Below are 23,157 nucleotides of genomic sequence, written 5' to 3'. Positions count from 1 at the left end.
TGAACGGAAATTTTGGCAGAAAAAAAGTCACTTCAAAAATGAGGTGACTTGTATTTTATTAATGACAAGAATCTTCGTAATCGTCGATCAGTTTTTTATAGATATCAGTGTATATTGCTGATTTATATTTCATATTTATTTTTGATGCTTCAGCTCCTCTTTTACCTTTAAGTGCTGCTTTTCTTTCGTCATCTGTTGCTCTTTTCTTTTCCTTAAAAGTTTTATTGGAAAAATAATCGTTCTGTCTTGCTTCATCTACTTTTTTCAGAAACTCAGGACAGTCTGCTCCTACTATTTCATAGGCTGTATAGAATTTCTTGTATAATGTTTTAAGATTAAATAAATCTAAGGGACTTAATGAAGGATAATCTACCGGCGCAATGGCAACGGTGTCGTCTGGTTTGCTTAAATAAACCATTACATAAGTTAACTGACAATCGTTTTCGTTTCCATTGGAAGCTGCGGAATAATTATTTCCAAAATCTGCCTTGCACATCATGCTTCTGTAACCATAAAGATTTATCAGTCCTTTTTCCATCAAAGGAAGCATCAGTACTTTTCCTTCGGATTCCAGTTCCTGATCTTTGTTGATTTCTTTTACCAGGCGTTTGTCCAGTTGAAATTGCTCCTGGGTTTCTTCATTTGTATACAATAAACTTTTAATATCAGAAACAGGGATTAATTGTACTTGGGTATCGCTTTTTGAAGATTTAAATTTTACTTCTTTTCTGTCTAAATTGGCATATTTAGGTCCTTTTCCCATGAAACTGAATGTTGCAACATCAGGAAGCATAAAGTCTTGTGCAAATCCTTTTTTCGTACTGCCGTCTTCCATTAGAATTTCTATGGGAAGGAAATCCCTTTTTCCTGTATAAAATTGTAGAGATTGTGCAAAAAAGTTTTGTGCTGAAAGAATAAACACCAATAAAAGGCTAAGTTTTTTCATGGATATTTTAAAGTTTTTTATCAGGTGCAAATCTAAAAAAAGTATCCAGATTCTGAATACTTTTAAAGAATAATCTTTTTATTTCACAGATTCCATAACCATTTTTCTTCCGTCGGAATCTATTTCCTGTTTTAAAACCTTCCTTGTTGAAGTATCAATGTAGTAAGTAACGACGGACTTTCTGTCCTGAATATCATCTGTTGTTTTTACGATCCAGACTTTATTACCGTTAAGATCTCCTTTGATTATATTTTCCACATAGGCTTTTATAACGCCTTTTTTAGCAGCCGGATTATAATCGAAAATCGGCATTTCTGCGGATATATTTTCTTTTAAAGGCATAAATCTTATGATTGCGGGATACGCATTGCTGTCAAAATATTCAGTAGAAATTTTTTCGTCGATAATGTCTTTTTTCTGTGTTTTTTTATCGAAATAATATCCTGTTGCTTTATTTTTTTCAAACTTAATCACCATGTCTCTCATCATATTGTAGGAAGAATGATACATCGGCTGAAAATCTGAAATTCTAACCACCGTAGAATCCGTCCATGGTTTGTCCGGAGCCTGATTCATCTTTACCGTAGTTTTAAGAAGAAGTCTGTTTTTGTCTAACTTTTTTACCTCAGAGGTTATTTTTCCGATTTCCATTTTCTGATCACCTTTTTCGGCGTACCATACTGCATCGGAAATTTCATCTTTAATGTATTGCGATTCGAGTTTTACATTACTTGGAACAATGGTTTTCTGAGCAAAAAATTGGGCACTGCTCATTATTAAAAGGATCAGAAATAGTCTCATGATTTTTTAATAATAAGTAGTGCCCTTTATGTAAAAGTTACAGAACTTTTCGGCTTATTTTTTCCCTGCAGCCTGCATCGGGTTTACTTTTCCGTTAGAAGCGCCTCTTGCATTTCCTGCTTCTTTCTGTTTAAATAGATCGAATTTGGAAACCTGTGCTGTTCCGCCGTCGTTGCTCCAGAAATTATTGGAAGTATCAATATCGGCAGTTTCTCTCATCGGATCTAGCTGAACAGATTTCAGTTTCTTTTCAAAATAATACGTTTTAGAAACTTTCTGCTCGTTCATTCTCCAGATCTGTGCAGAAGATTTGTCGGTAAGTTTTGTTCCGTCCTCAAAAGTAAATTCTAAAATAATCGGCATTACCAAACCTCCTTTGTTAACGAAATCAAATTGATAAGCGGTAAGATTTTTAAATTTATCTTTTTCTTTCTGCGTTAAAGGTTCGGTTCCGTCGAATTTGGAAGTGTATTCTTTGTTGTTATCCACTTTTTCCTGACCTCTGTCGTATCTGTAATAGAAATCCTGAGCTTCCTTGTCTTTGTCTACATAGAAAGTAATGTTTTTATCTTCTCTGTTTCTGATTTTTGAAATATCTTCAAATTCATTCAGAGCCGGTTTATCAACTTTATATTTATTTTCTTTGGCTTCTCTTGGAGCAGTATTCAAATCCGGAGTTGCAATCGTCACTTTATCAATCGCGATATCTACAGGATCAGTTCCATAGAACCAGCCTCTCCAGAACCAATCCAGATCTTCACCGCTTGCGTCTTCCATCGTTCTAAAAAAATCTGCAGGTTCAGGATGTCTGAAAGCCCATCTTTTCGCATAGGTTTTAAAAGCTTTATCAAAAAGTTCTCTTCCCATGATCGTTTCACGAAGAATATTCAATCCGGTTGCCGGTTTGGAATACGCGTTCGGACCAAACTGAATAATGTTTTCAGAATTGCTCATAATCGGCTCCAACTGATCTTTCGGAAGTTTCATGTAATCCACAATTGTCCACGCCGGACCTCTTTTTGACGGGAATTTATTATCCCATTTTTCTTCGGTAAGATATTCCACGAAAGTGTTTAATCCTTCGTCCATCCAGCTCCATTGTCTTTCGTCTGAATTAATGATCATCGGGAAGAAATTATGTCCCACCTCGTGAATCACAACGCCCAACATTCCGTTTTTAATTCCTTCGGAATAGGTTCCGTCTTTTTCCGTTCTTCCGTAATTGAAGCAGATCATCGGATATTCCATTCCGTTTGCTGCTTCTACAGACTGCGCAACAGGATATGGATAAGGAATGGTGAATTCTGAATAGGTTTTGATAGTATGCGCAACTGCTTTGGTTGAATATTTTCTGTATAATCCATAAGCTTCTTTAGGATAAAAGCTCATTGCCATTACTTTATTGTTGTTTTCAGGAATCGTAACGCCCATTCCGTCCCACACAAATTTTCTTGATGAAGTCCATGCGAAATCTCTCACGTCATTTGCTTCAAAAGTCCATGTTTTTCTCTGCTTGGAATGATTTTTCTCTGCTTTTTTAGCTTCATCCAGAGTCACGATTTCTACAGGTTCAGTAGAAGTTTTAGACTTGTTATATCTTGCCAATTGCTCAGATGTTAAAACCTGATCGTAGTTTTTACATTCTCCGGTTCCACCCACAACATGATCTGCGGGAACATTCATCGAAACTTTAAAATTTCCGAAAACCAGAGCAAATTCTCCTCTTCCTGTAAACTGATGATTCTGCCATCCGTGGAAATCGCTGTATACACACATTCTCGGATACCATTGCGTCATGGTGTAAAGATCGTTTCCTTCTTCAGGGAAGTTTTCGTAACCGCCACGACCACCCATTTTCATTCGGTTCGGGATATTGTAATTCCAGTCTACTTTGAAAACCAGTTTTTCTCCTTTTTTCAGAACTTTAGGAAGATCAATACGCATCATGGTTTTATTGACGGTATATTTCAAAGGATTTCCTGAAGCATCCGTTACTTTTTCAAGATTTACTCCATAACCATTATCAATTGCCGGAACTTCAGAAGCTTTCAACTGTTGGTCTGTTGCTGCTTTCGGAAGGGTAGAAGAGAACGGAAAGTCGGCTTTCTTTACCGTTGACTGTTGATTCTCATCAAGCTGAAGCCAGATATAATCCAGATCATCCGGAGAATTATTGTAATACGTAATGGTTTCAGAACCTTTTAAATTTCTTTTGTCTTCATCAAGGTAAGCATTGATCTCGTAATCGGCTCTGTTTTGCCAATAGCCATGACCGGGAGCTCCGGAAGCGGTTCTGTAGATATTAGGCGTAGGAAGAATGGTTCCTAACTGTTCGAATTTATTTCCGTGGTTGCTTCCCGGATTATTCTGAATATTCTGTGCGGTGAAACCTGTATACGCAAATACAGAAAGAGAAAGTATGGCAACTTTTAGTTTCATAACCGAAATTGTTTTAAAGATTTTCAAATATAATAATAAGTAGCTGAAAATTTGAAAATGTTTCAGCGTTAAAAAGGAATTCTTTCTAATGTCATTTTTAAGGATAAAGCAAATACGCCGGAAGAGACAAAAAGAATCCAGTCTTTCTGGTTTACTTTGAATAGTTTAAGCAAAATAAAGAGCAGCATTAAAATCCCGAAAACAATCGCAATCTGTCCCAATTCCAAACCGATATTGAAGCCTAAAAGAGGAATGGCAATACTCTGGCTTTTAGCAATCATCACTCTTGCGGTATTCGCAAAGCCCATTCCGTGGATCAATCCAAAAATTAAGGCTAAATAATAATTGGCGTTATTCTGAGACTGTTTTTTATTTCGGATGAGAATATTATTCAGCGAAGTTAAAACAATCGTTAGCGGAATGAGAAATTCTACCCAGTCTGAATTGATTCTTATAATGTCAAAAGTGCTTAATGCCAAAGTAATCGAATGACCGATGGTGAAAGCGGTGACAAGAATTAAAACTTTCTTTAGATCGCTAAAAGAATATACCGCAATTAAAGCCAGAACAAAAAGCTGATGATCGAGTGCATCCAAAGAAATAATGTGTTCCCAGCCGAGGTTCAGATAGAATAAAAAATCCTGCATTTTTCCAATATTATTTTTGAAACGCGATGATACAAAATTTATTTTAACTTTGTTATAAAATTCAATGGTATGCTTGTTAATATAGAATTAGAAAATGCTGAAGATTTTGTCTTTATCAAACAACTTTTAGAGAAAATAAAAGGTGTGAAATCTGTTTCTGTAAAAGAAGAGGAAGAATTTTATGAAGACGGAACGCCAAAATGGTTTATAGATAAACTGGCAGATTATGCAGACAGCCTTGAGGAAAAAGACATGATTTCAGAAGAGGAGTTTTTTTCATATGCAAGAAAAAAAGCGTGCGAATTATATTCTCGAAAGTAGCCAGCCGGAGTTATGAAAATATTCTTGAGTTTCTCTCCCAAACGTGGACTGAGAAAGAGATGGGGATTTTTATAGATGAAGCAGAAAAAGTAACAAATCAATTGAAGGAAGGTAAATTCCTACTTTTTCAAAAATATTCTAAAGACATCCGTTCAGCATTAATCGGCAAAAAACACGTAAGAATGTTCTTCCGAAAAGAAAGCGAGACTAAAATTAAAGTTCTACTGTTCTTCGATATGCGACAAGATCCACAAAAAATCCTTGATTTATTACAATGAAAAAACTGTTTTTCTTCTTTACCGTTTTAATTATATTTTTCTCTTTTACAAAGGCAAAACATCCTTATCATGTAGGTTCTGTAGAAATTAATTATAACCAGAAATCTAAAACGTTTGAAATTACAGGGCGTTTTTTTCTGGATGATCTGGAAAACGGACTGAATAATAAATACAGCAAATCGCTTCATTTCAACGATCCGAAATTCAAAACACAGCTCAACGAATCTCTTAAAAATTATTCCGCGGAATATTTTAAGCTAAAAGGCAATAATAAATTTCTGAATGTTAATTATGTAGGTTACGAAGAAGATCATGAATCGGTAAATATTTACCTTGAATCTGAAAAAATAGACAACCCGAAAAAAGTAGAAGCAGCAGTAAGTTTTCTGTATAACTTATTTGACGATCAGATCAATATTGTTCACATCATCGTTAACGGAAACCGAAAAAGTGAAAAACTAACCTATCCGAATCGTTATTTGTTTCAGCAGTTTTAAAAATTAATTTTCGAGCTGTAAAAGTGCATTGATTCCTTTGGCGTGTTCCAATAAATCAGGAAAAAAATCATCATAACATTCCTGAAGAAAATCTTTATTCTTTAAAAAAGCTTCGTGAACGGGAATATCAATGTTTAAATATTTTGCCTTGTTCAAAACGTTTCTCATACTGTAGCCGATGTTTTTCTCGAAGCGGTAGTTGTAAAGCCAATCGCCTTCTTCCATTTTTTCAAGCATGATTCTGAAGTTTTCAGGAAGAAATTCATAATTTTCATTTAAAACACGATAAACTTTTCGGGAATGATTTTTCCAGTCTTCCAGAGAATTCAGGCTTAAATCATTCGCTACAAAATAATCCATAGAAACATCCACAAAAGCTCCGGCATACAATCTTACCAAAGGTGCAAATACTTTTTTTGCTTCATGAATGGCAGGATGACCGTCTGTAAAAGTATCAATAGCGCGGTGTAAAGTGATCCCGTCCTGAATATCTTTCGGAAAAGAATAGCGGTCTCTGTTTTTAATGAAATCTTCCAGAAACTGACCGACAATCTGTCCGTCTGTAAAAGTAAGAAAGGAATGCGCCAAATAATTCATAAACGAATATAGAAATTTTTAAGCAAAACTTTACCGTTCTGTAAAGTTTCAACCCACACTCCGTTTTCTGTTTCAGAATAGTTAAAATTGATTGTATTCACAACGATTTCTTCCGGTGAAAGAAAACAGACATAAAGTTCTTCATCATTCACAAAACATTGCAACTGAACCGGAAACGAAAGCGTATTCTGAAACTGTAAATCTTTGTAGCCGTAAACCACGGTACAATCTGAACCTAAAGGCGTAAAACGTTCATGATCCTTATAAATGTCTATGGAATGAGGAAATCTTTCAAGGATTTTTAAACCTGACTGTAATGCTAAAAAGTATAAAATTGAAGAAAACTGACAGATTCCGCCTCCAAAATCACTCGAAATATTGTTTTTAATTAAATTTCTCCCTTCTTTAAAATTATTTTTCTCATTCGGTTTTCCGATCAGTTTCCAGAAAGAAAAAACTTCGTTGGGATGAATAATCAGATGGTTGATTTTTTCTCCGACAATCTTCAGATTATGAAGTTTGTTATCATAAAATTCTCCTTTTTTTATGACCTGCCGAAGCTCAATTTTATATTCTCCGATGTTTTCTGAGCTGTAATATTTCGGATAAGAATATTGGGTTTTGCTTTCGTTAATATATCTTCTCAATAATTTCCATTGCAGTTTAAAACCATGTGGAAGGAGTTTTCGTAGTTGCTGTCTCATATCTTTTCTAAAACAACAATGTGATAAGAAGCCCTGTTTTTCAGGAATGTTTTACACAGCAAAATATCCAGCGGAAGAAAATATTTTCTTAGGCTTTTAGGAATTCTATGAATCGGGAACAGTAAAATTCCGGTTGAATTTTTAATTTTCCATCGTTTTCCGGATAATTCAGAAATTTCTTTGGGTGTAAAACTGTTTCCTGCGTGCCAATCTTCCTGTGGAGAAACAACTTTTCGTCTGTTTTTCGTGGGATAATCGAAAATTAAAGTTCCGTTTTTGTTTAATTTCGAAAAGCATTCATCTAAAAAAGCTTCTGTTTCCTTTCTGTTTTGATGCATAATGACGTGGAAACAGAAAATACAGTCAAATTCATCCACAAAAGGGATTTTTGAGATTTCTCCTTTGGTTAAAATTTTTTCAGGATATTTTTTTCGGGCAATATTCAGCATTTCTTCACTGAAATCTGCGCCGTGAGTGGCAAAATTCAGCAATCTTCCTGTTCCGCAACCTAAATCCAGAACTTTTGAATAACTTTTATTTCCAAAAAATGAATTTAAAAAAGCTCTTTCCTGTTCATCAATATATTTTCCGTAGGAATTCCCGAAACGGTTTTCGTCATAGGTTTTTGCAAGATGATTATAGTAATTGAGAATGCTGGTTTTCATCATTTAATATTTTGTGTTTTTAATTAAAATAACCTCTCGTGAAAATCCTCTATTTTGCTTACTTCTTCTATTTTAATCCCGAATTTTTTCTTCGGAAGTTTATTTAAATTAGAAATGAAAATCTTTTCGTAGCCCAATTTTTCCGCTTCGGTAATTCTTTGTTCCGCCTGTGCAATCGGACGTATTTCGCCGCTTAAACCAATTTCTCCCGCAAAACAATAATGTTCGGAAATCGCAATGTCTTCATTGGATGAAAGAATGGAAGCGACAACCGCTAAATCTAAAGCCGGATCATCGGTTTTTATGCCTCCGGTAATATTTAAGAAAACGTCTTTTGCTCCGAGTTGAAAACCTGCTCTTTTTTCCAGAACCGCAAGAAGCATATTCAGTCTTTTGGCATCAAAACCGGTGGAACTTCTCTGCGGTGTTCCGTAAACTGCGGTACTCACCAAAGCTTGAATTTCCAACAGCATCGGACGGTTTCCTTCCAAAGTTACCGCCACCGAATTTCCGGAAAGTTCTTCAAATTTTTTGGTGATTAAAATTTCCGATGGATTTTTAATTTCCTTTAAACCCTGAGAAATCATTTCATAAATCCCGATCTCGGAAGTGGATCCGAAACGGTTTTTGTTGGCTCTCAATAATCTGAAAAGGTGATTTCTGTCACCATCGAAATTCAAAACCACATCTACCATGTGTTCCAGTACTTTCGGACCGGCAATTTGTCCGTCTTTCGTGATGTGACCTACCAAAAACACAGGAACATTGTTTTCTTTGGCGTATTTAATAATCTCATTGGAACATTCGCGGATCTGGGAAACCGTTCCCGGCGAACTTTCAATGAGCTGTGACTGCAATGTCTGAATGGAATCGATAATCACAAAGTCGGGCTCCAGTTTTTTAGCTTCATGAAGAATTTTTTCCAGATTGGTTTCTGTAAACAAAAAGCAGTTGGGATTTTGGATATCAGTCAGACGGTCGGCTCTCATTTTAATTTGAGAAGCACTTTCTTCCCCCGAAACATAGAAAACTTTTTTCTTCATTTTCAGAGCGAGTTGAAGAAGCAGGGTAGACTTACCGATTCCCGGTTCTCCGCCGATCAGGGTGACAGATCCTAAGACAATTCCGCCTCCCAAAACCCTGTTGAGTTCTTCGGAAGGTGTTTTTATTCTCGGTTCTTCATTGGTTTCAACTTCAACGATATTGATGACGTGCTGTTTGGTCTTTGAAAAAGGCGGCGTTTTGTGTGAAGTTGTTTTTTCCACCACTTCTTCCACCAAGGTATTCCACTGTCCGCAGTTTTTGCATTGTCCCATCCATTGGGAATACTGGGTTCCGCAGTTCTGACAGAAATATGCTGTTTTGAGTTTTGCCATACTGCGAAGTTCTGAAATATTTTTTAAGTGTCAATAAGATAAAATTTTAAATTTGTTTAAAAATTTAACCATGAAAATTTCAAAAAGCGCAATTTTTTTTGCCGGTATGTTCGTCGGGCATTTTATCATTTCTCCTATAAAAGATGGTCGGGCTAAAAGATTATATGATAAACTGACTGATTCTGAAGTGAATTTTAAAAATTATCATCAGACGTCAAATAAATTTAATTATAATTCAGACACGTATCGTGATGACAAAGATTATAGTTTTGATAATCAAGTTTCGGGATATTCCAAAGCTAATATCAACAATCGTTCTAATCAAATGAATTCAAACAACAATGCCTATTGGAGAAGTAGAGGGTATAATGAAAGACCTGATAATTGGCAAAATACGGGAGGAAACAGTGGATATTCAAAGGCTGAGCTAGATAATCATGCTAACCAAATGAATCCTAATAATGAAGCTTATCACTCCAGTAGAGGAAATAAGTAATTTTAACAAAATCGGAAAACTAATCAGGGCTTGTTTTACGTTATAATAGATTACTTTTACTTTAGAATTAATTCAAAATATTATACAATGAAAAAATTACTTTTAACCTTTGTATTTACATTACTAAGTGTTTTCAGTTTTGCGCAGACAGACTGGGCGGTAGATCCGATGCATTCTTCTGTTAATTTCAACATCAAACATATGGGAATCAGCTTTGTGCAGGGAAGATTTGATAAGTTTGACGGGAAGGCTTCCACAAAGGGCAATACTTTAGAAAATGCAGACCTGAATTTTACAGTTGAGGTAAATACCATTAATACAGGGGTTGAAATGAGAGATAAGCATTTGAAAAGCGAAGATTTTTTTAGTGCAGAAAAATATCCGACGATGAGTTTCGTAACGACGTCTATGAAGAAGGATAAAAATAATACCTACACTCTAAAAGGGAAATTAACTATAAAAGACGTAACCAGAGATATCTCTGTTCCGGTAACTTTCGGTGGAATAGCGAAAAATCAACAGGGAAAAGAAGTAATGGGATTTCAGGCAAATTTTACCATAAACCGTTTGGATTATGATATCAAATATGATCCTACAGGAACTGGAGTTGCTAAAGAAGTAGATGTTAATCTGTATTTTGAAATGGTAAAAATATAATTTGTACAATTATAAATATTAATAGAAGGTTTTCAGTTTTGGAAACCTTTTTTATTGGATAATCGCAAAGACGCAAGACTTTATAAACTAAATTGTTTTTAAGGCGCAAGAAAATCAAAGATTTTCAATTAAGACTAATGAAAAATATTGACTGTTAAATTTTATCAACGATAAAATCCTTGCGCCTTGTACATGGTACGCATGTAATAATAAACCTTTGTGGCTTTGCGATTATCCAAAACAAAATTTAAAATTCTAAAATGAAATTGCTTTGTATTTCTTTTTCCCCTAACTTTGCACAAACCTAATCTAATGAGTAAAAAGAATACAAAGTACATCTTTGTGACAGGAGGTGTAACTTCATCTTTGGGAAAGGGAATCGTTTCAGCTTCTCTTGGACTTCTACTAAAATCGCGTGGTTTCAACGTAACTATTCAAAAGCTTGATCCTTATATCAATATCGATCCGGGAACTTTGAATCCTTACGAACACGGAGAATGCTACGTAACCGAAGATGGTGCGGAGACGGATCTGGATTTAGGACACTATGAGCGTTATCTTGATGCGCCGACTTCCCAAAACAACAACGTTACAACAGGAAAAATTTACCAGACGGTAATCGAAAAGGAAAGAAAAGGAGATTTTCTTGGAAAAACGGTTCAGGTAATTCCTCATATTACGAACGAAATCAAACGCAGAATTAAAATCTTATCCAAACAGAACTACGATATCATCATTACAGAAATCGGTGGAACTGTGGGAGATATCGAATCTTTACCTTACATTGAAACGGTTCGTCAGTTGAAATGGGAGTTGGGTGAAAATAATTCTATGGTAATTCACCTTACTTTATTGCCATATCTGGCTTCAAGTGGAGAATTAAAAACAAAACCTTCTCAACATTCTGTTCGTCAGTTAATGGAGAGCGGAATTATGGCGGATGTTTTGGTTTGCCGTACGGAACATAAGATCCCGAAAGATCAGAGAGCTAAACTGGCTCAGTTCTGTAACGTTCCTTTAGATAATGTAATTGAATGTAAAGATTTAGATACAATTTATGAAGTTCCAATGTACCTTCAGAAACAAAACTTTGATGATGTGGTTCTTAAAGAATTGGATCTGAAAAGTGATAAAGAAGCGGATCTTAAAGACTGGAAGTCATTCCTTAAAAAATTCCAGAATCCTAAAAAATCTATCGAAATTGCGTTGGTTGGAAAATATGTTTCTCTTCAGGATTCATATATTTCCATTGCTGAGGCTTTCAAACATGCTGGAGCAGATCTTGAAACGGAAGTGAAGATCAGATGGGTGTACAGTGGAGATTTAACGGCTGAAAATATTAAAGAAACTTTATCCGGAGTGAGTGGGATTTTGGTTGCACCGGGATTCGGAGATAGAGGAATTGAAGGAAAAGTTCTTACGGCTCAATATGCAAGAGAAAATAAAATTCCGATGTTGGGAATTTGTTTGGGAATGCAGATCATGACGATTGAATTCGCTAGAAATGTTTTAGGGTACACTAAAGCAAATTCTATGGAATTCGATACTTCTACGGAGCATCCTGTAATTTCTTTAATGGAAGAACAGAAAAATGTAGTAGACAAAGGGGGAACAATGCGTCTTGGAGCATGGAAGTGTTCCCTGAAAAACGGTTCTAAATTAAACGAAATCTACGGAGCAAAAAATATTACGGAAAGACACCGTCACAGATATGAATTCAACAGCGATTACATTGGAGAATTCGAGAAAAACGGTTTCTTAGCAACGGGAACAAACCCTGAAACAGGATTAGTTGAAGCGTTGGAAATGCCGGATCACCCTTTCTATGTAGGCGTTCAGTATCACCCTGAATACAAAAGTACGGTGGCTACGCCGCATCCTTTATTCAGAGCTTTTATTAAAGCTTGTACTTCAAAATAAAGTAATTTAAAAATTACAAACGTCATAAATAAACTCAGACTGATTATTCTCAGCCTGAGTTTATTATATAGTAATATATTATAGCATAGAGTTTTGATAAAAAAACAGTATTTTTGTCGACTCGAAAATGTATAGCGTTTACTATATATTATTTAATAGGTAAAAATTTTAATTAAAGATAAAATGCAACAGAACAACGGACTCGATAAAAGTCAGATTATTAGTTTTGCGGTTTTATGCTTAGTTCTTTTCGGCTTCATGTTTTATTTCCAAAACAAACAATCGAAAGAAGATGCAGTAAAAGCTCAGCAGCAGAAAACTGAACAGGCTAAAAATGCCGTAAAACAGACTCAGGCAACCAATATCAATCCAAATGTAACTCCCGGTTCAATTCAGACGGTAACTCTGGCGAATAATGAATTGAAAATTGAATTTAACAGTTTAGGAGGGCAGGTTTCTAAAGTGGAACTTGCAAAATACAAAGCATACGATTATAAAACAGATAATGCAGATCTTCCGCTTTACCTGATCACGAAAAATAACTCCAACTACGGTTTTCAGTTTAAAGATAAAACGGGAAAAATTATCAATACTAAAGATTTAGTTTTTGCTCCTGTTGTCAATGGAAATGTTGCGACTTTAACGGCAAATTATAATGGTGCTGTTATTCAGTTTGTATATTCATTAAATAATAATCCAAAAGCAGAACTGAAAGATCAGTATGCTCTGGATTTTAAAGTAAGAACACAGGGACTTGCTAAAATTACTTCCGACAATAAGGCAGATTTCATTTGGGATTACAGCGTACGTAACCTTGAAAAGGGTAGAGCGCAGGAACAGTCTCACTCAGAATTCTCATATGCTTTCAATAATTATAAAGACTATGATTATGATGGAAGAACAACGATGACTGAGGACAAAGAAACGCTTAACTGGATCGGGGTTAAACAGCAGTTCTTCGCTTCTGTAATTGAATCTAAAACAGGATTTACCCAAAGCAAAGGAAATCAGGAAGCGATTGAAGAAGGAGAATATCTGAAAAAATTAAACTATGAAGGTTTTGTTCAGATGACAGGAAGTGAACTGAATCAGGATTTCACATGGTACTTTATGCCTTTGGATTTACCATTATTAAAAACGTATGATAAAAACTTTGATGAAATTCTTCCTTTAGGATGGTCTTTCATCGGATGGATGAACCGTTATTTCTTTATGTGGCTTTACAGTATAATTGCTGGTTGGGGATTATCTGCAGGTTGGGTAATTTTCTTAATGACAATTATTGTGAAGTTAATCTTATCGCCAATTATGTACAAACAGCACAAATTGAGCGCGATGATGAGAGTAATCCGTCCGGAAATTGATGAGGTAAATGCCAAATTTAAGGATGCAGATCCGATGAAAAAGCAGCAGGCAACAATGGAGGTCTATCGAAAAGCCGGAGTTAATCAGATGGCGGGATGTTTGCCGGCGTTGGTGCAGATTCCTATTTTCTATGCGTTATTCCGTTTCTTTCCGAACTTTATTGATCTTAGAGGTAAAGGATTCTGGTTTGCAAAAGATTTAACGGCTTATGATGATTTGATAAAATTGCCTTTTAAAGTTCCTTTCCTTGGAGACCATTTAAGTGTTTTCGCTTTGGCCTGTACCGTGGTGATCTTAATTTACACCGTAATGACTTCAGGAAATATGCAGCAGCCACAACAGGAAGGTATGCCAAATATGAAGGTCTTAATGTATATCTTCCCGGTTACCTTCTTATTCTTCTTAAATACGTCTGCATCCGGTCTTTCCTGGTATTATTTCGTATCGAATGCTATTAACATCTTAATTATATTAGTGATTAAATATGTAATTCTGGATGAGAAGAAAATCCATGCGCAGATTCAGGCAAATAAAGAAAAGCCTAAAACAGAAGGGAAATTCCAGAAGCGTATGAGAGAGATGATGGAGAAAGCTCAGGAGCAGCAAAATGTGCAACAGCAACAGAGAAAGAAAAAATAAAATTTTCTATAATACAAAAAAAGAGAGGTAAATTTAATTTTGCCTCTCTTTTTTACTTCAAATCTTCAATATTAGTCATATTTCAACCTGAAAGACTGTCTGTGATATTTTGTCGATCCGAATTTTATCAGCGCTTCCTGATGTTTTTTAGTAGCATAGCCAAAGTTTGTGTTCCAGCCGTATTCGGGATGTTCTTCATGAAGCTCAATCATTAATTTGTCTCTGTAATTTTTTGCTAAAATAGAAGCCGCAGCAATAGACAATACTTTAGAATCTCCTTTGATAATACATTCATGAGGAATAAAATTATAAGGATGAAATCTATTCCCATCAACTAAAATCAGTTCCGGTCTCATTGTTAATTTATCTAAAGCCTGATGCATAGCATGGATACTTGCATTCAGTATATTGTGCTGGTCTATAAAAGCAGGAGAAAGTTCTGCAATTGCGTAATCTTTTACATTATCTTTGATGTAGCTGTCAAGATCCATTCTCGTCTTAAAATTTAACTTTTTGGAATCGTTAACCAAATTTTGGTTAAAATTTTCATCTAAAATCACTGCAGCAGCTACCACAGGTCCGGATAAACAGCCACGACCTACTTCATCACACCCTGCTTCAACATAAAAAACCGACCATTTTTTTATTAAATCCATAAAAAATTTAGAAACTTAAATATAATTACATGCAATATTAAATATTTTTAACAAAATATTTGGTTACTTTAAGAAAGTTTTACATATTTGCAATTAATAAAAAAATAATCAATTTAAATATGAAGAAATTAACAGCAAGTGTTCTACTGGTAGTTTTATCATCTTCTTTTGCATTTGTAAATGCACAGAAAAGAAAAAATGATACTATCAGGGAGGGTAACATTGGTGAAGTAGTTATTACTGGAGCCTTAGGGCTTAAGAAAAAAGCAGATGCTCAAACTGCTGCTGTACAGGTGGTTAGCAGTGATCAGATTACAGCGGCATCAAATCCAAATGCAGTATTAGCTCTTCAAGGTAAAGTTTCTGGGGTAACTATTACAAATACTAATAGTAGTGTAACAGGTACACCGAAAATTCAGATTAGAGGTATGAGGTCTCTTACGGGAAATAATAATGCATTGGTAGTAATTGATAACGTCATTTCGTCAGCAGCTGCATTAAATCAACTTGCACCAGAACTAATTGAATCTATGAATATTCTTAAAGGTTCTCAAGCTTCGGCACTTTATGGGTCTGATGGTGTAAACGGTGTGGTATTAGTTACGACTAAAAGAGGGAATAAGGGTAAAATGAGAGTTACTTACAATGGCTCTATTGATTTTGAATCTGTATTAAATACACCTGAAAGACAGAGGAATTATGGACAAGGATGGTATGGCGGAAAAATTAACGTTGAAAATGGATCTTGGGGAGCACCATTTAATGGCTCTTTAGGAGGTCAAATGGTAGCTTATGGTATTCCTTTAGCAGATGTTAATGGTGATGGGCAAATTGATGTAAATATTGATGATAATACACCAACTGCGGATGAGCCTTCTTCAATTATGTCAACCTACGCACCGTATGGAAAAAATAATGTAAAAGATTTTTTTCAAACAGGAGTAATTATGCAAAATGGTGTTACTGCTAACGTAGGTGATGAAAATAGTTATTTATTAATGTCTATAGATCATTTGCAAAGGGAGTTCGTAGTTGCTGACGATAAGTTAAAAAGATTGTCAGCTTTTTTGAAAGCTGGGACAAAGTTTGGTAAATGGAGTTTTGATGCAATTGTAAATTATACACGTCAAACAACGAATACTACTGACAGTAGTTTATATGAAGATTTGTTACAATCATCTGTTGATATTCCTATTACTGCTTACAAGAATTATCCTGATAATGGATATGCTTGGAATATTTACTATCAAAATCCTTATTGGGCAATTAAACACCAAAGATTTAATACTACAACTGATAGGTTAAATTTAGTTGGAAGCGTTGGATATAAAATAAACAAAAATATAGATGTTCTTTATAGATCAAATTTCCAATATGTCGGTGCTTTTAGTAATCAATGGAATGATGGATGGTCTAGTGTAATAAATACAGCACCAGCGGCTATTGCTTCATCTTATTTTCAATCGAACTCAAGTCAAAACAGATATTATGGTGATTTACTAGTTAATTTTAACTATGATCTTACAGATGATATCAATATGAAATTAAATATAGGTCATAACTTTCAGAATTTTGCGTATAATACTACAAGTGCAGGTGGTAGTGGTATTATTATTCCAGGTTTATATCAAGTATGGAATTTGGCAAATCCTTCAAATCCTTATGGGTTAGATAATCAGAGAGGGTCTTATAATTCTCAAGCGGTTTTTGCTAATTTAGATTTAGGGTATAAAGATTATTTGTATTTAACAGGTACAGCAAGAAATGAATGGAATTCTGTTCTTTCTAAAGAAGAAAGAAGCTATTTCTTTCCATCTGTAGGTTTAAGTTTTATCCCGACTAAAGCATTTGATTTTGGTGGTAAAATTTTAAGTTATATGAAAGTATATGGAAATATTAGTGGTACTGCAAATTCATCTTCAGTCGGAGTCTACAGCATAAGAAATTATTTTGGTTTAGGTTCTGGTTTCCCATTCACAGCGAGCGGTGGATTAAGTTTTGTTAATCCTACAGGACAGACATCTAATAATATTAGTGCTGAAAAAGTTTCTAAAAAAGAACTTGGTTTATCTTTAGGATTTTGGAATAATAGGGTTTTATTAAACGGATCAGTTTATCAGGATGATACAACAGATATGATTACTGATACAAATACTTCGATAGCATCTGGTATTTCAACGTTAAGAACAAATATTGGTAAACTAAGAAACCGAGGTATTGATGCAGATATTACTGTTACTCCATTAAAAAGTGAAGATTTCAGGTGGGATATAGGGGCAAATCTCACTACTTATTCCATGGAAGTATTAGAAGTAACGCCCGATACAGATAGAGTTGCAATAGGTGGTTCGACATTAGTGGGAGTATATGCTGTCAAAGGTATGAAAGGTCTTCAACTAATGGGGACTGATTTTGTACGTGATGATCAGGGAAGAATTATTGTCGATAGAAATACTGGAAGACCAACTGTTACTTCTGCATTGCAAAATTTAGGATCAACTAATCCAAGGTATCTCTGGGGCTTTAATACTAGTATTAATTATAAAGGATTTAAGCTTACTGCTACTGCAGACTGGAGAGTTGGAGGTAAGATGACGACTGAAATTCTTCAAAATATGGCATTTAATGGTACGTTGCCAGAAAGTGGAAATTTTGTTCGAGAATCAGGATTTATTATGCCAAATTCTTCTTATTTGGTTAATGGTCAATATATTGCTAATAATGATGTATACTATCAATATTCTGGAGTAACAGGAAATGCGTTATATGACGGAGTAGAATATTACTATCAGAGTCAATTTAATACGGTAGGTTCTAACCATGTTTTCTCTGGTTCTTACTTTAAGTTAAGAGAAGTAGCTCTTTCTTACACATTTTCTGCTGAAATGCTTAGAAATACAGGACTTACAGGTATTACATTAGGTGTTCATGCCAGAAATCCTTTTGTAAAGTATTCTGATTCAAACAAAAATTACGCAGATCCTGAAACGTCTACAGGCACGGGTAATGCGCAGGGATATGCAGGAGTGTCACAATATCCATCAATAAAATCTTACGGATTTAGTGTAAATGTTAATTTTTAATAAGAAAAAAATGAAAAAAATATTTTTATATTCATCAATAGTCCTTACTGCTTTTATATCTTCTTGTAGGGAGATAGATGATAATATTTCTCCAAATAACGTAGATCCTTCAGAAATTTCTCCACGGCAAACTTTAACTGCGGCAGAAAATCTTGTTATGGCTGCTCAAGCTGGAACAATGAATTCTTTATCAAATGTATGGACAAATACATGGGCTGGTAACTATTATTATTTTGGAAACCCTTTAACTAGAGAATATTCTCTAGATATAAGTAACACTTTCGGAACAGGAATCTGGACAAGTAGTTATAATGCTGCAAATAATTTACAGGGAATTATTGATAAAGGAGCCTCATTACCTTTACATTCAGCAATTGCAAGAATTCTGAAATCTTATCAGTTACAATATGTTGTAGATTTTTATGGTGACGCACCTTATTCTGAAGCATTTAAAGGTCAAAATAATCTAACTCCAAAATATGATGATGATGCAACAATTTATAGAGCTTTAGTTGAGGAGATTAATAAAGCCATTGCTGATATTGATGCAACTGTTCAAAATGGAGATAATGTTGTTACTTCGCAGGAAGATATTATTTTTGGGGGAGACATGGCAAGCTGGAAAAAATTTGCTAAAAACGTTAAATTAAAGATACTTTTAAGACAATCTAAAGTCACAACAGCTTCCGTAAAGAGTTTTGTTGATGCTCAACTTCAAAGTCTTGGTACGGCTAATCCTAATGATTTTTATTTAGCAGATGTTACAATAAATCCAGGATACAGTAATAAGAATTCTGCTACACCAAATCCCTTATTTAATAATTATGGTTCTGTAAATTTTCAAGGTTCTGCTTTGAATATTAATGGATGGAGATTGTATAAAGCATCTCAATATTACGCGAACTCAGTTAATGGAACTTCGTATGGTATAGCTTCTAGAGACCTTCGTGGTACACAAATGTTCAGAAGGCTTTCTACAAGTAATGCGCAACAGCCTGCCTCTTCTGTTACAGGAATTCGTCAAGGTGGAGCTAAACCAGCGGGAAGTACTGAATGGCAGTATTCTTTTATTGGATGGAAATTTATTGGTAGTCAATGGAATGGGAATTTACCTTCTCCTACACCTCCTACAGCATCTCCAGCAACAGGGCAAAATCCTGATGAAAGTAATAATCTTATATACGGAATGTTAAATGGTGATACTTCTGCTGGAGCGAAAATTGCTGAAATTGGTGCTGCCATGGATGGCTATTTAGCTTTAGGTGCTGAAAATAAGTTATTATTAGCTGAAGCTGCAGTATTATATCCACAATATTTCACCTTTAATGCACAGACACAATACAATGCTGCAATAACAGATTCCTATCAGTTTTACGGCTTAACAGTTGCTCAAGCAACTGCATACATTAATAATATTAATACAACTTCTGTTGGATGGAATTTATCTTCAGATAAAATTGCTGCTATTCAATTTCAAAGATTTGCATCACTTGCAAACTTACGACAAGTTGAGACATATATCAATTTCCTTAAAACTGGTTATCCAGTAATTACTAACGCTGATAATGCAATTTATCCAAATAAACCTTATAGGTTAATTTATCCTGTTTCAGAATATACTGGAAACTCTTCAAATGTTCCAAATATTAATCAAGCACAGGTTTTTGTTAAAAACCAATTTACTCCATTCTGGAATCAAAACTAATCTTTTGGTAAGATTATAATACAAAACCGCCTTCGGGCGGTTTTTTTATTTCCAAGTGTTAAAATTTATTTTTTCTGAAAAATAAATATATGTCACGCATTATATTTATTTTTTATTTTAATAGATATTTTTTTTAATTAGTATTCTAAATAATTCATTATCAGTTATTAAAGATATTTATTCATAAAGTTTTTTAGTTTACTTAATATCACTTCTTTTTTTAATAAATAATAAAATTTGATGTAATTATTGTTAATAATATTTGTTAATTTTATTGGTTTTAACTTTTTTTATTAAATTATTTTGATTTATTAATGAGATTATTTGACTGAATGTTAAATTTAGCTAATTTTATTTTGTACTGAATATAAAATTTCACATATTTGTGATTAGCAAATATAATTTGATATGAAGAAATTAACAGCAGGAATACTAATACTGGTATTATCCTCATCTCTAGCTGTGTCAAATGCTCAGCAAAAGAAGAATGATACGGTAAGAACACAAGAAATTGAAGGTGTGGTCGTAACTGCACTCGGTATTAAAAGAGACAAAAAATCATTAGGTTATTCTACTCAGCAAATCAAAGCTGATGCGATTACCGACGGTGTCAATACAGGTAATATTGCCAATCAGCTAGTTGGTAAAGCAGCAGGTCTGAATGTTTCAACAACAACCAACTTTGGAGGTTCTGCCAATATTGTAATCAGAGGAAATAAATCAATTGTCTCTAATAATCAGGCATTGATCGTTATTGATGGGGTTCCTATTGACAACAGAAATAACTTTAGCGAGAGGTATGACTATGGTAATAACCTTTCCGACATCAATCAGGCAGATATCGAAAGTGTTAACGTTTTGAAAGGTGCTGCAGCTTCGGCACTTTATGGTGAGCGTGCAGGAAATGGAGTTATCTTAATTACAACTAAAAAAGGGCGATCAAGAAACGGAAGAGTAGGAATTACACTTTCTTCTGAAATCCAAGTGGGCGCTATTGATAGAAATACTTTTGCAAAATATCAGGATAAATATGGAGCCGGTTATGGTCAGTATTTTGATGAAGACGCAGCTGGTAATTTATATGCTCCTTTTTATGATGATGCTTCTTTAGGGAACGCATTTAATCCTAATTTGATGGTTTACCAGTGGGATTCCTATGATCCTAATTCTCCTAATTTTGGAAAAGCGTATGCTTGGCAGGCTGCAAAACATACTCCCGCAGATTTTTTTGAAACCGCTACCAATTACGTAAATACAGTAAGTTTAGAATCTGGTAATAATGATTCAAATATCTTGGTGAATTATACAAACTTCCTTTCAAATGGAGTTCTTCCGAATTCCGAGCAAAAGAAAAATACAATTTCGGCAAAATTTAATCATAAGTTCAATGATAAATTTGATGTAACGACCTATGCTTCCCTTACATTGCAGGATACTAAAGGAAGAAACTCTACGGGATATGGGGATAATATTATTACAGGATTCAGACAATGGTGGCAGAATAACGTAGATATTTATTCTTTAAGAGATGCCTATTCTAATTCAGGAGGACAAAATGTTACATGGAACAGAGTAAGTGCTGATGACGGAAGTCCAAAGTACTGGAATAACCCATATTTTGACAGATATCAGAATTATCAGACCGATAAAAGAAACAGATTCTTTGGATATCTGATGCTGAATTATAAAGTGACTCCGGATTTAACCATCACAGGAAGAATGTCATCAGATACCTACGATCAGAAAAATGAAACAAGAAAGCAATTAGGAAGTATGCCTGAATCCTTCGGATTGTCTGGCAAATCTGTTTCTTCGGGATATGAACTTGAAAATATCCGTTCTTCAGAGATTAACTTTGATGTGTATGGTGCTTATAATAAAAAGTTTGATGATTTAAGTGTAACAGGGTTATTAGGGACTAGTTACAGAAGAAACTACATTGAAGCGGTTAGAAACTCTACAGAAGGAGGATTAATTTTACCAAACGTTTGGGCACTTAACAACACGGCAGAAGCTCCGTTACCTGCACAGGAAGATCTGGCTAAAAATGTAACAATGGGAGCTTATGCACAGGCATCATTAGGTTATAAAGATACTTATTTCGTAGAAGGTTCTTATCGTGTGGATAAGTCTTCAAATTTAGCGCAGAACAGTAATGTATATGGTTATCCTTCAGTATCTGCATCGGTAATTCTATCCAATCTTATTAATCAGGATTGGCTTTCATTCTTAAAGCTTAGAGGAAATTATGCTAAAGTAGGTAAGTCTACAGACAATTACAGATTGTTCGACCAATATACCATCTTAGGTATTTTTGGTAAAATTCCTATGGTAAGTGCAAATACTGTGAAAAATAACCCTAATCTAAAGCCTGAATCCTCAAATGAATATGAATTTGGTTTAGAAGGAAGTTTCCTTAAAAACAGAATAGGTTTTGACGTGGCTTATTACGACACCCGTACAATTAACCAGATTGTTAGAGCAGATGTTTCCAACTCGACAGGGTATGCTTCTCAATGGTTGAATGCAGGAGAAATCCAAAATAAAGGGATTGAAGTATCTTTAAATTTAACTCCCTTTAAATCTAAAAATTTCTCTTGGGATATCAACTTGAACTGGTCTAAAAATAAGAGCAGTGTACTTAAGTTAACCGAAGGATTAGATAATTTATTGCTGCAAAGTGTGCAGGGAGAAGTTTCTTATAATGCATTTGTAGGACAGCCTTTCGGAATTATTAAAGGAACAGATTATGTATACCTGAATGGTCAGCCGGTTGTAGAAGACGGAGTATATGCTAGAGCTGAAGATCAGGTTATTGGAAATATTAATCCGGATTGGATTGGCGGTATCAGAAATACAATCAATTATAAAGGAGTAAGTTTAAGCTTCCTGATCGATGGACAGAAAGGGGGAGATATTTTCTCAACCGACCTTTATTATGGTTTAGGAACGGGAATTTATCCGGAAACCGCTTTTCCGGACAGAAACAATGTTATTTTAGCAGGGGTAAATCCTGACGGAACTCCTAATACAACTCCGATTCCTTTAGCAGATACAGGAGAATTGATGGGAGGAATTTCTGTAATGCCGGCAAAAGCATTCATCTATGATGCTTCTTTCATCAAATTAAGAGAAGCTTCTTTAACCTTCAATTTACCAAAAGACTGGTACAGCGGAACATTTATCAACGATATGAAGTTCTCTATCATCGGAAGAAACCTCTGGATTATTCACAAGAACTTACCTTACGCAGATCCGGAATCAGGATTAAGAGCAGGTTTGCTTTCAAGAGGCTATTCAGTAGGGGCAATGCCTACCGTAAGAACTTTCGGATTTAATTTTACAGCTAAATTTTAAAAAAAATT

The 23,157-nt window shown here is 34.7% G+C and carries 19 protein-coding genes; 10 read left to right on the top strand and 9 right to left on the bottom strand.

What is annotated here, in order from left to right; genetic code table 11:
- Positions 1-58: 58 nt before the first annotated feature.
- From B0E34_RS04685 to B0E34_RS04670, 4 genes are all read right to left on the bottom strand, one after another.
- Positions 59-946: a hypothetical protein gene (locus B0E34_RS04685; protein ID WP_087707293.1), complete on the bottom strand. Its 888-nt coding sequence runs from the start codon at positions 944-946 to the stop codon at positions 59-61.
- A gap of 78 nt (positions 947-1,024) precedes the next feature.
- On the bottom strand, positions 1,025-1,747 hold the full coding sequence (locus tag B0E34_RS04680; RefSeq protein ID WP_087707290.1) for a DUF3108 domain-containing protein: 723 nt from the start codon (positions 1,745-1,747) through the stop codon (positions 1,025-1,027).
- Positions 1,748-1,801: 54 nt separating this feature from the next.
- Complete coding sequence (locus B0E34_RS04675; RefSeq protein ID WP_087707286.1) at positions 1,802-4,186, bottom strand: M1 family metallopeptidase; 2,385 nt, start codon at positions 4,184-4,186, stop codon at positions 1,802-1,804.
- A 68-nt stretch (positions 4,187-4,254) separates the two neighbouring features.
- The gene (locus B0E34_RS04670; RefSeq protein ID WP_087707283.1) at positions 4,255-4,833 is read right to left on the bottom strand and encodes a HupE/UreJ family protein; all 579 of its coding nucleotides are present in this window, start codon (positions 4,831-4,833) and stop codon (positions 4,255-4,257) included.
- Positions 4,834-4,902: 69 nt separating this feature from the next.
- Here B0E34_RS04670 and B0E34_RS04665 point away from each other — a divergent pair, with 69 nt between their 5' ends.
- From B0E34_RS04665 to B0E34_RS04655, 3 genes are read left to right on the top strand one after another with little or no spacing between them, the layout of a single operon-like run.
- Positions 4,903-5,154 (top strand): hypothetical protein, encoded by a 252-nt coding sequence (locus B0E34_RS04665; protein WP_087707280.1) that lies wholly within the window; start codon positions 4,903-4,905, stop codon positions 5,152-5,154.
- A complete protein-coding gene (locus B0E34_RS21235) occupies positions 5,130-5,432 on the top strand; it encodes a hypothetical protein (protein ID WP_087707277.1) in 303 nt (100 codons plus the stop codon). Before B0E34_RS04665 ends, B0E34_RS21235 begins: the two co-directional genes overlap by 25 nt.
- Positions 5,429-5,929, top strand: coding sequence for a DUF6702 family protein (locus B0E34_RS04655; protein ID WP_087707275.1), 501 nt, complete (start codon positions 5,429-5,431; stop codon positions 5,927-5,929). The genes B0E34_RS21235 and B0E34_RS04655 overlap by 4 nt, the downstream gene beginning before the upstream one ends.
- Before the next feature lie 3 nt (positions 5,930-5,932).
- Here the strand turns inward: B0E34_RS04655 and B0E34_RS04650 are convergent, their stop codons facing one another.
- Genes B0E34_RS04650 through radA form a run of 4 tightly spaced genes read right to left on the bottom strand, consistent with a single transcriptional unit; the run spans position 5,933 to position 9,271 of the window.
- Positions 5,933-6,526 (bottom strand): acyl carrier protein phosphodiesterase, encoded by a 594-nt coding sequence (locus B0E34_RS04650; RefSeq protein ID WP_087707272.1) that lies wholly within the window; start codon positions 6,524-6,526, stop codon positions 5,933-5,935.
- A complete protein-coding gene (locus tag B0E34_RS04645; protein WP_087707269.1) occupies positions 6,523-7,230 on the bottom strand; it encodes a VanW family protein in 708 nt (235 codons plus the stop codon). The genes B0E34_RS04650 and B0E34_RS04645 overlap by 4 nt, the downstream gene beginning before the upstream one ends.
- Positions 7,227-7,895 carry a class I SAM-dependent methyltransferase gene (locus B0E34_RS04640; protein ID WP_228423017.1) on the bottom strand — a complete coding sequence of 223 codons (669 nt, stop codon included), beginning with the start codon at positions 7,893-7,895 and terminating at the stop codon, positions 7,227-7,229. The genes B0E34_RS04645 and B0E34_RS04640 overlap by 4 nt, the downstream gene beginning before the upstream one ends.
- Positions 7,896-7,918: 23 nt before the next feature.
- On the bottom strand, positions 7,919-9,271 hold the full coding sequence (radA, locus tag B0E34_RS04635) for a DNA repair protein RadA (protein ID WP_076390791.1): 1,353 nt from the start codon (positions 9,269-9,271) through the stop codon (positions 7,919-7,921).
- Positions 9,272-9,341: 70 nt separating this feature from the next.
- Between radA and B0E34_RS21560 the strand changes: the two genes are divergently transcribed.
- The 4 genes from B0E34_RS21560 (at position 9,342) to yidC (ending at position 14,348) form a co-directional block, all read left to right on the top strand.
- Complete coding sequence (locus tag B0E34_RS21560; RefSeq protein WP_087707264.1) at positions 9,342-9,767, top strand: hypothetical protein; 426 nt, start codon at positions 9,342-9,344, stop codon at positions 9,765-9,767.
- Between the two features lie 87 nt (positions 9,768-9,854).
- Positions 9,855-10,424, top strand: coding sequence for a YceI family protein (locus B0E34_RS04625; protein ID WP_087707262.1), 570 nt, complete (start codon positions 9,855-9,857; stop codon positions 10,422-10,424).
- A 312-nt stretch (positions 10,425-10,736) separates the two neighbouring features.
- Positions 10,737-12,344, top strand: coding sequence for a CTP synthase (pyrG, locus tag B0E34_RS04620; RefSeq protein ID WP_087707259.1), 1,608 nt, complete (start codon positions 10,737-10,739; stop codon positions 12,342-12,344).
- Positions 12,345-12,527: 183 nt separating this feature from the next.
- Positions 12,528-14,348, top strand: a complete 1,821-nt coding sequence (yidC, locus tag B0E34_RS04615) for a membrane protein insertase YidC (RefSeq protein WP_087707255.1) — start codon at positions 12,528-12,530, stop codon at positions 14,346-14,348.
- A 71-nt stretch (positions 14,349-14,419) separates the two neighbouring features.
- Here yidC and rnhB read toward each other — a convergent pair whose 3' ends face one another.
- Positions 14,420-15,004, bottom strand: a complete 585-nt coding sequence (gene rnhB, locus B0E34_RS04610) for a ribonuclease HII (RefSeq protein WP_087707252.1) — start codon at positions 15,002-15,004, stop codon at positions 14,420-14,422.
- 59 nt (positions 15,005-15,063) lie between these two features.
- Here rnhB and B0E34_RS04605 point away from each other — a divergent pair, with 59 nt between their 5' ends.
- From B0E34_RS04605 to B0E34_RS04595, 3 genes are all read left to right on the top strand, one after another.
- Entirely contained in the window at positions 15,064-18,087 is a 3,024-nt protein-coding gene (locus B0E34_RS04605; protein WP_228423016.1) for a SusC/RagA family TonB-linked outer membrane protein, read from the top strand.
- A gap of 10 nt (positions 18,088-18,097) precedes the next feature.
- Positions 18,098-19,792, top strand: a complete 1,695-nt coding sequence (locus B0E34_RS04600) for a SusD/RagB family nutrient-binding outer membrane lipoprotein (protein WP_087707498.1) — start codon at positions 18,098-18,100, stop codon at positions 19,790-19,792.
- 408 nt (positions 19,793-20,200) lie between these two features.
- Positions 20,201-23,149, top strand: a complete 2,949-nt coding sequence (locus tag B0E34_RS04595; protein WP_087707247.1) for a SusC/RagA family TonB-linked outer membrane protein — start codon at positions 20,201-20,203, stop codon at positions 23,147-23,149.
- Positions 23,150-23,157 lie beyond the last annotated feature (8 nt).

This window comes from Chryseobacterium mucoviscidosis (genome assembly GCF_002177115.1).
Lineage (GTDB): Bacteria > Bacteroidota > Bacteroidia > Flavobacteriales > Weeksellaceae > Chryseobacterium > Chryseobacterium mucoviscidosis.
Note: the sequence above shows the minus strand (reverse complement) of the source record. Positions and strands in the feature narration are given on the sequence as shown.

What these genes read in the sequence shown, in the direction of transcription:
- B0E34_RS04680 (WP_087707290.1), bottom strand. Translation starts at nt 1,747, where the DNA reads ATGAGACTATTTCTGATCCTTTTAATAATGAGCAGTGCCCAATTTTTT.
- pyrG (WP_087707259.1), top strand. Translation starts at nt 10,737, where the DNA reads ATGAGTAAAAAGAATACAAAGTACATCTTTGTGACAGGAGGTGTAACT.
- B0E34_RS04625 (WP_087707262.1), top strand. Translation starts at nt 9,855, where the DNA reads ATGAAAAAATTACTTTTAACCTTTGTATTTACATTACTAAGTGTTTTC.
- B0E34_RS04640 (WP_228423017.1), bottom strand. Translation starts at nt 7,895, where the DNA reads ATGAAAACCAGCATTCTCAATTACTATAATCATCTTGCAAAAACCTAT.
- rnhB (WP_087707252.1), bottom strand. Translation starts at nt 15,004, where the DNA reads ATGGATTTAATAAAAAAATGGTCGGTTTTTTATGTTGAAGCAGGGTGT.
- B0E34_RS04665 (WP_087707280.1), top strand. Translation starts at nt 4,903, where the DNA reads ATGCTTGTTAATATAGAATTAGAAAATGCTGAAGATTTTGTCTTTATC.
- B0E34_RS04600 (WP_087707498.1), top strand. Translation starts at nt 18,098, where the DNA reads ATGAAAAAAATATTTTTATATTCATCAATAGTCCTTACTGCTTTTATA.
- yidC (WP_087707255.1), top strand. Translation starts at nt 12,528, where the DNA reads ATGCAACAGAACAACGGACTCGATAAAAGTCAGATTATTAGTTTTGCG.
- B0E34_RS04655 (WP_087707275.1), top strand. Translation starts at nt 5,429, where the DNA reads ATGAAAAAACTGTTTTTCTTCTTTACCGTTTTAATTATATTTTTCTCT.
- B0E34_RS21560 (WP_087707264.1), top strand. Translation starts at nt 9,342, where the DNA reads ATGAAAATTTCAAAAAGCGCAATTTTTTTTGCCGGTATGTTCGTCGGG.
- radA (WP_076390791.1), bottom strand. Translation starts at nt 9,271, where the DNA reads ATGGCAAAACTCAAAACAGCATATTTCTGTCAGAACTGCGGAACCCAG.
- B0E34_RS04685 (WP_087707293.1), bottom strand. Translation starts at nt 946, where the DNA reads ATGAAAAAACTTAGCCTTTTATTGGTGTTTATTCTTTCAGCACAAAAC.
- B0E34_RS04675 (WP_087707286.1), bottom strand. Translation starts at nt 4,186, where the DNA reads ATGAAACTAAAAGTTGCCATACTTTCTCTTTCTGTATTTGCGTATACA.
- B0E34_RS04650 (WP_087707272.1), bottom strand. Translation starts at nt 6,526, where the DNA reads ATGAATTATTTGGCGCATTCCTTTCTTACTTTTACAGACGGACAGATT.
- B0E34_RS04595 (WP_087707247.1), top strand. Translation starts at nt 20,201, where the DNA reads ATGAAGAAATTAACAGCAGGAATACTAATACTGGTATTATCCTCATCT.
- B0E34_RS04645 (WP_087707269.1), bottom strand. Translation starts at nt 7,230, where the DNA reads ATGAGACAGCAACTACGAAAACTCCTTCCACATGGTTTTAAACTGCAA.
- B0E34_RS04670 (WP_087707283.1), bottom strand. Translation starts at nt 4,833, where the DNA reads ATGCAGGATTTTTTATTCTATCTGAACCTCGGCTGGGAACACATTATT.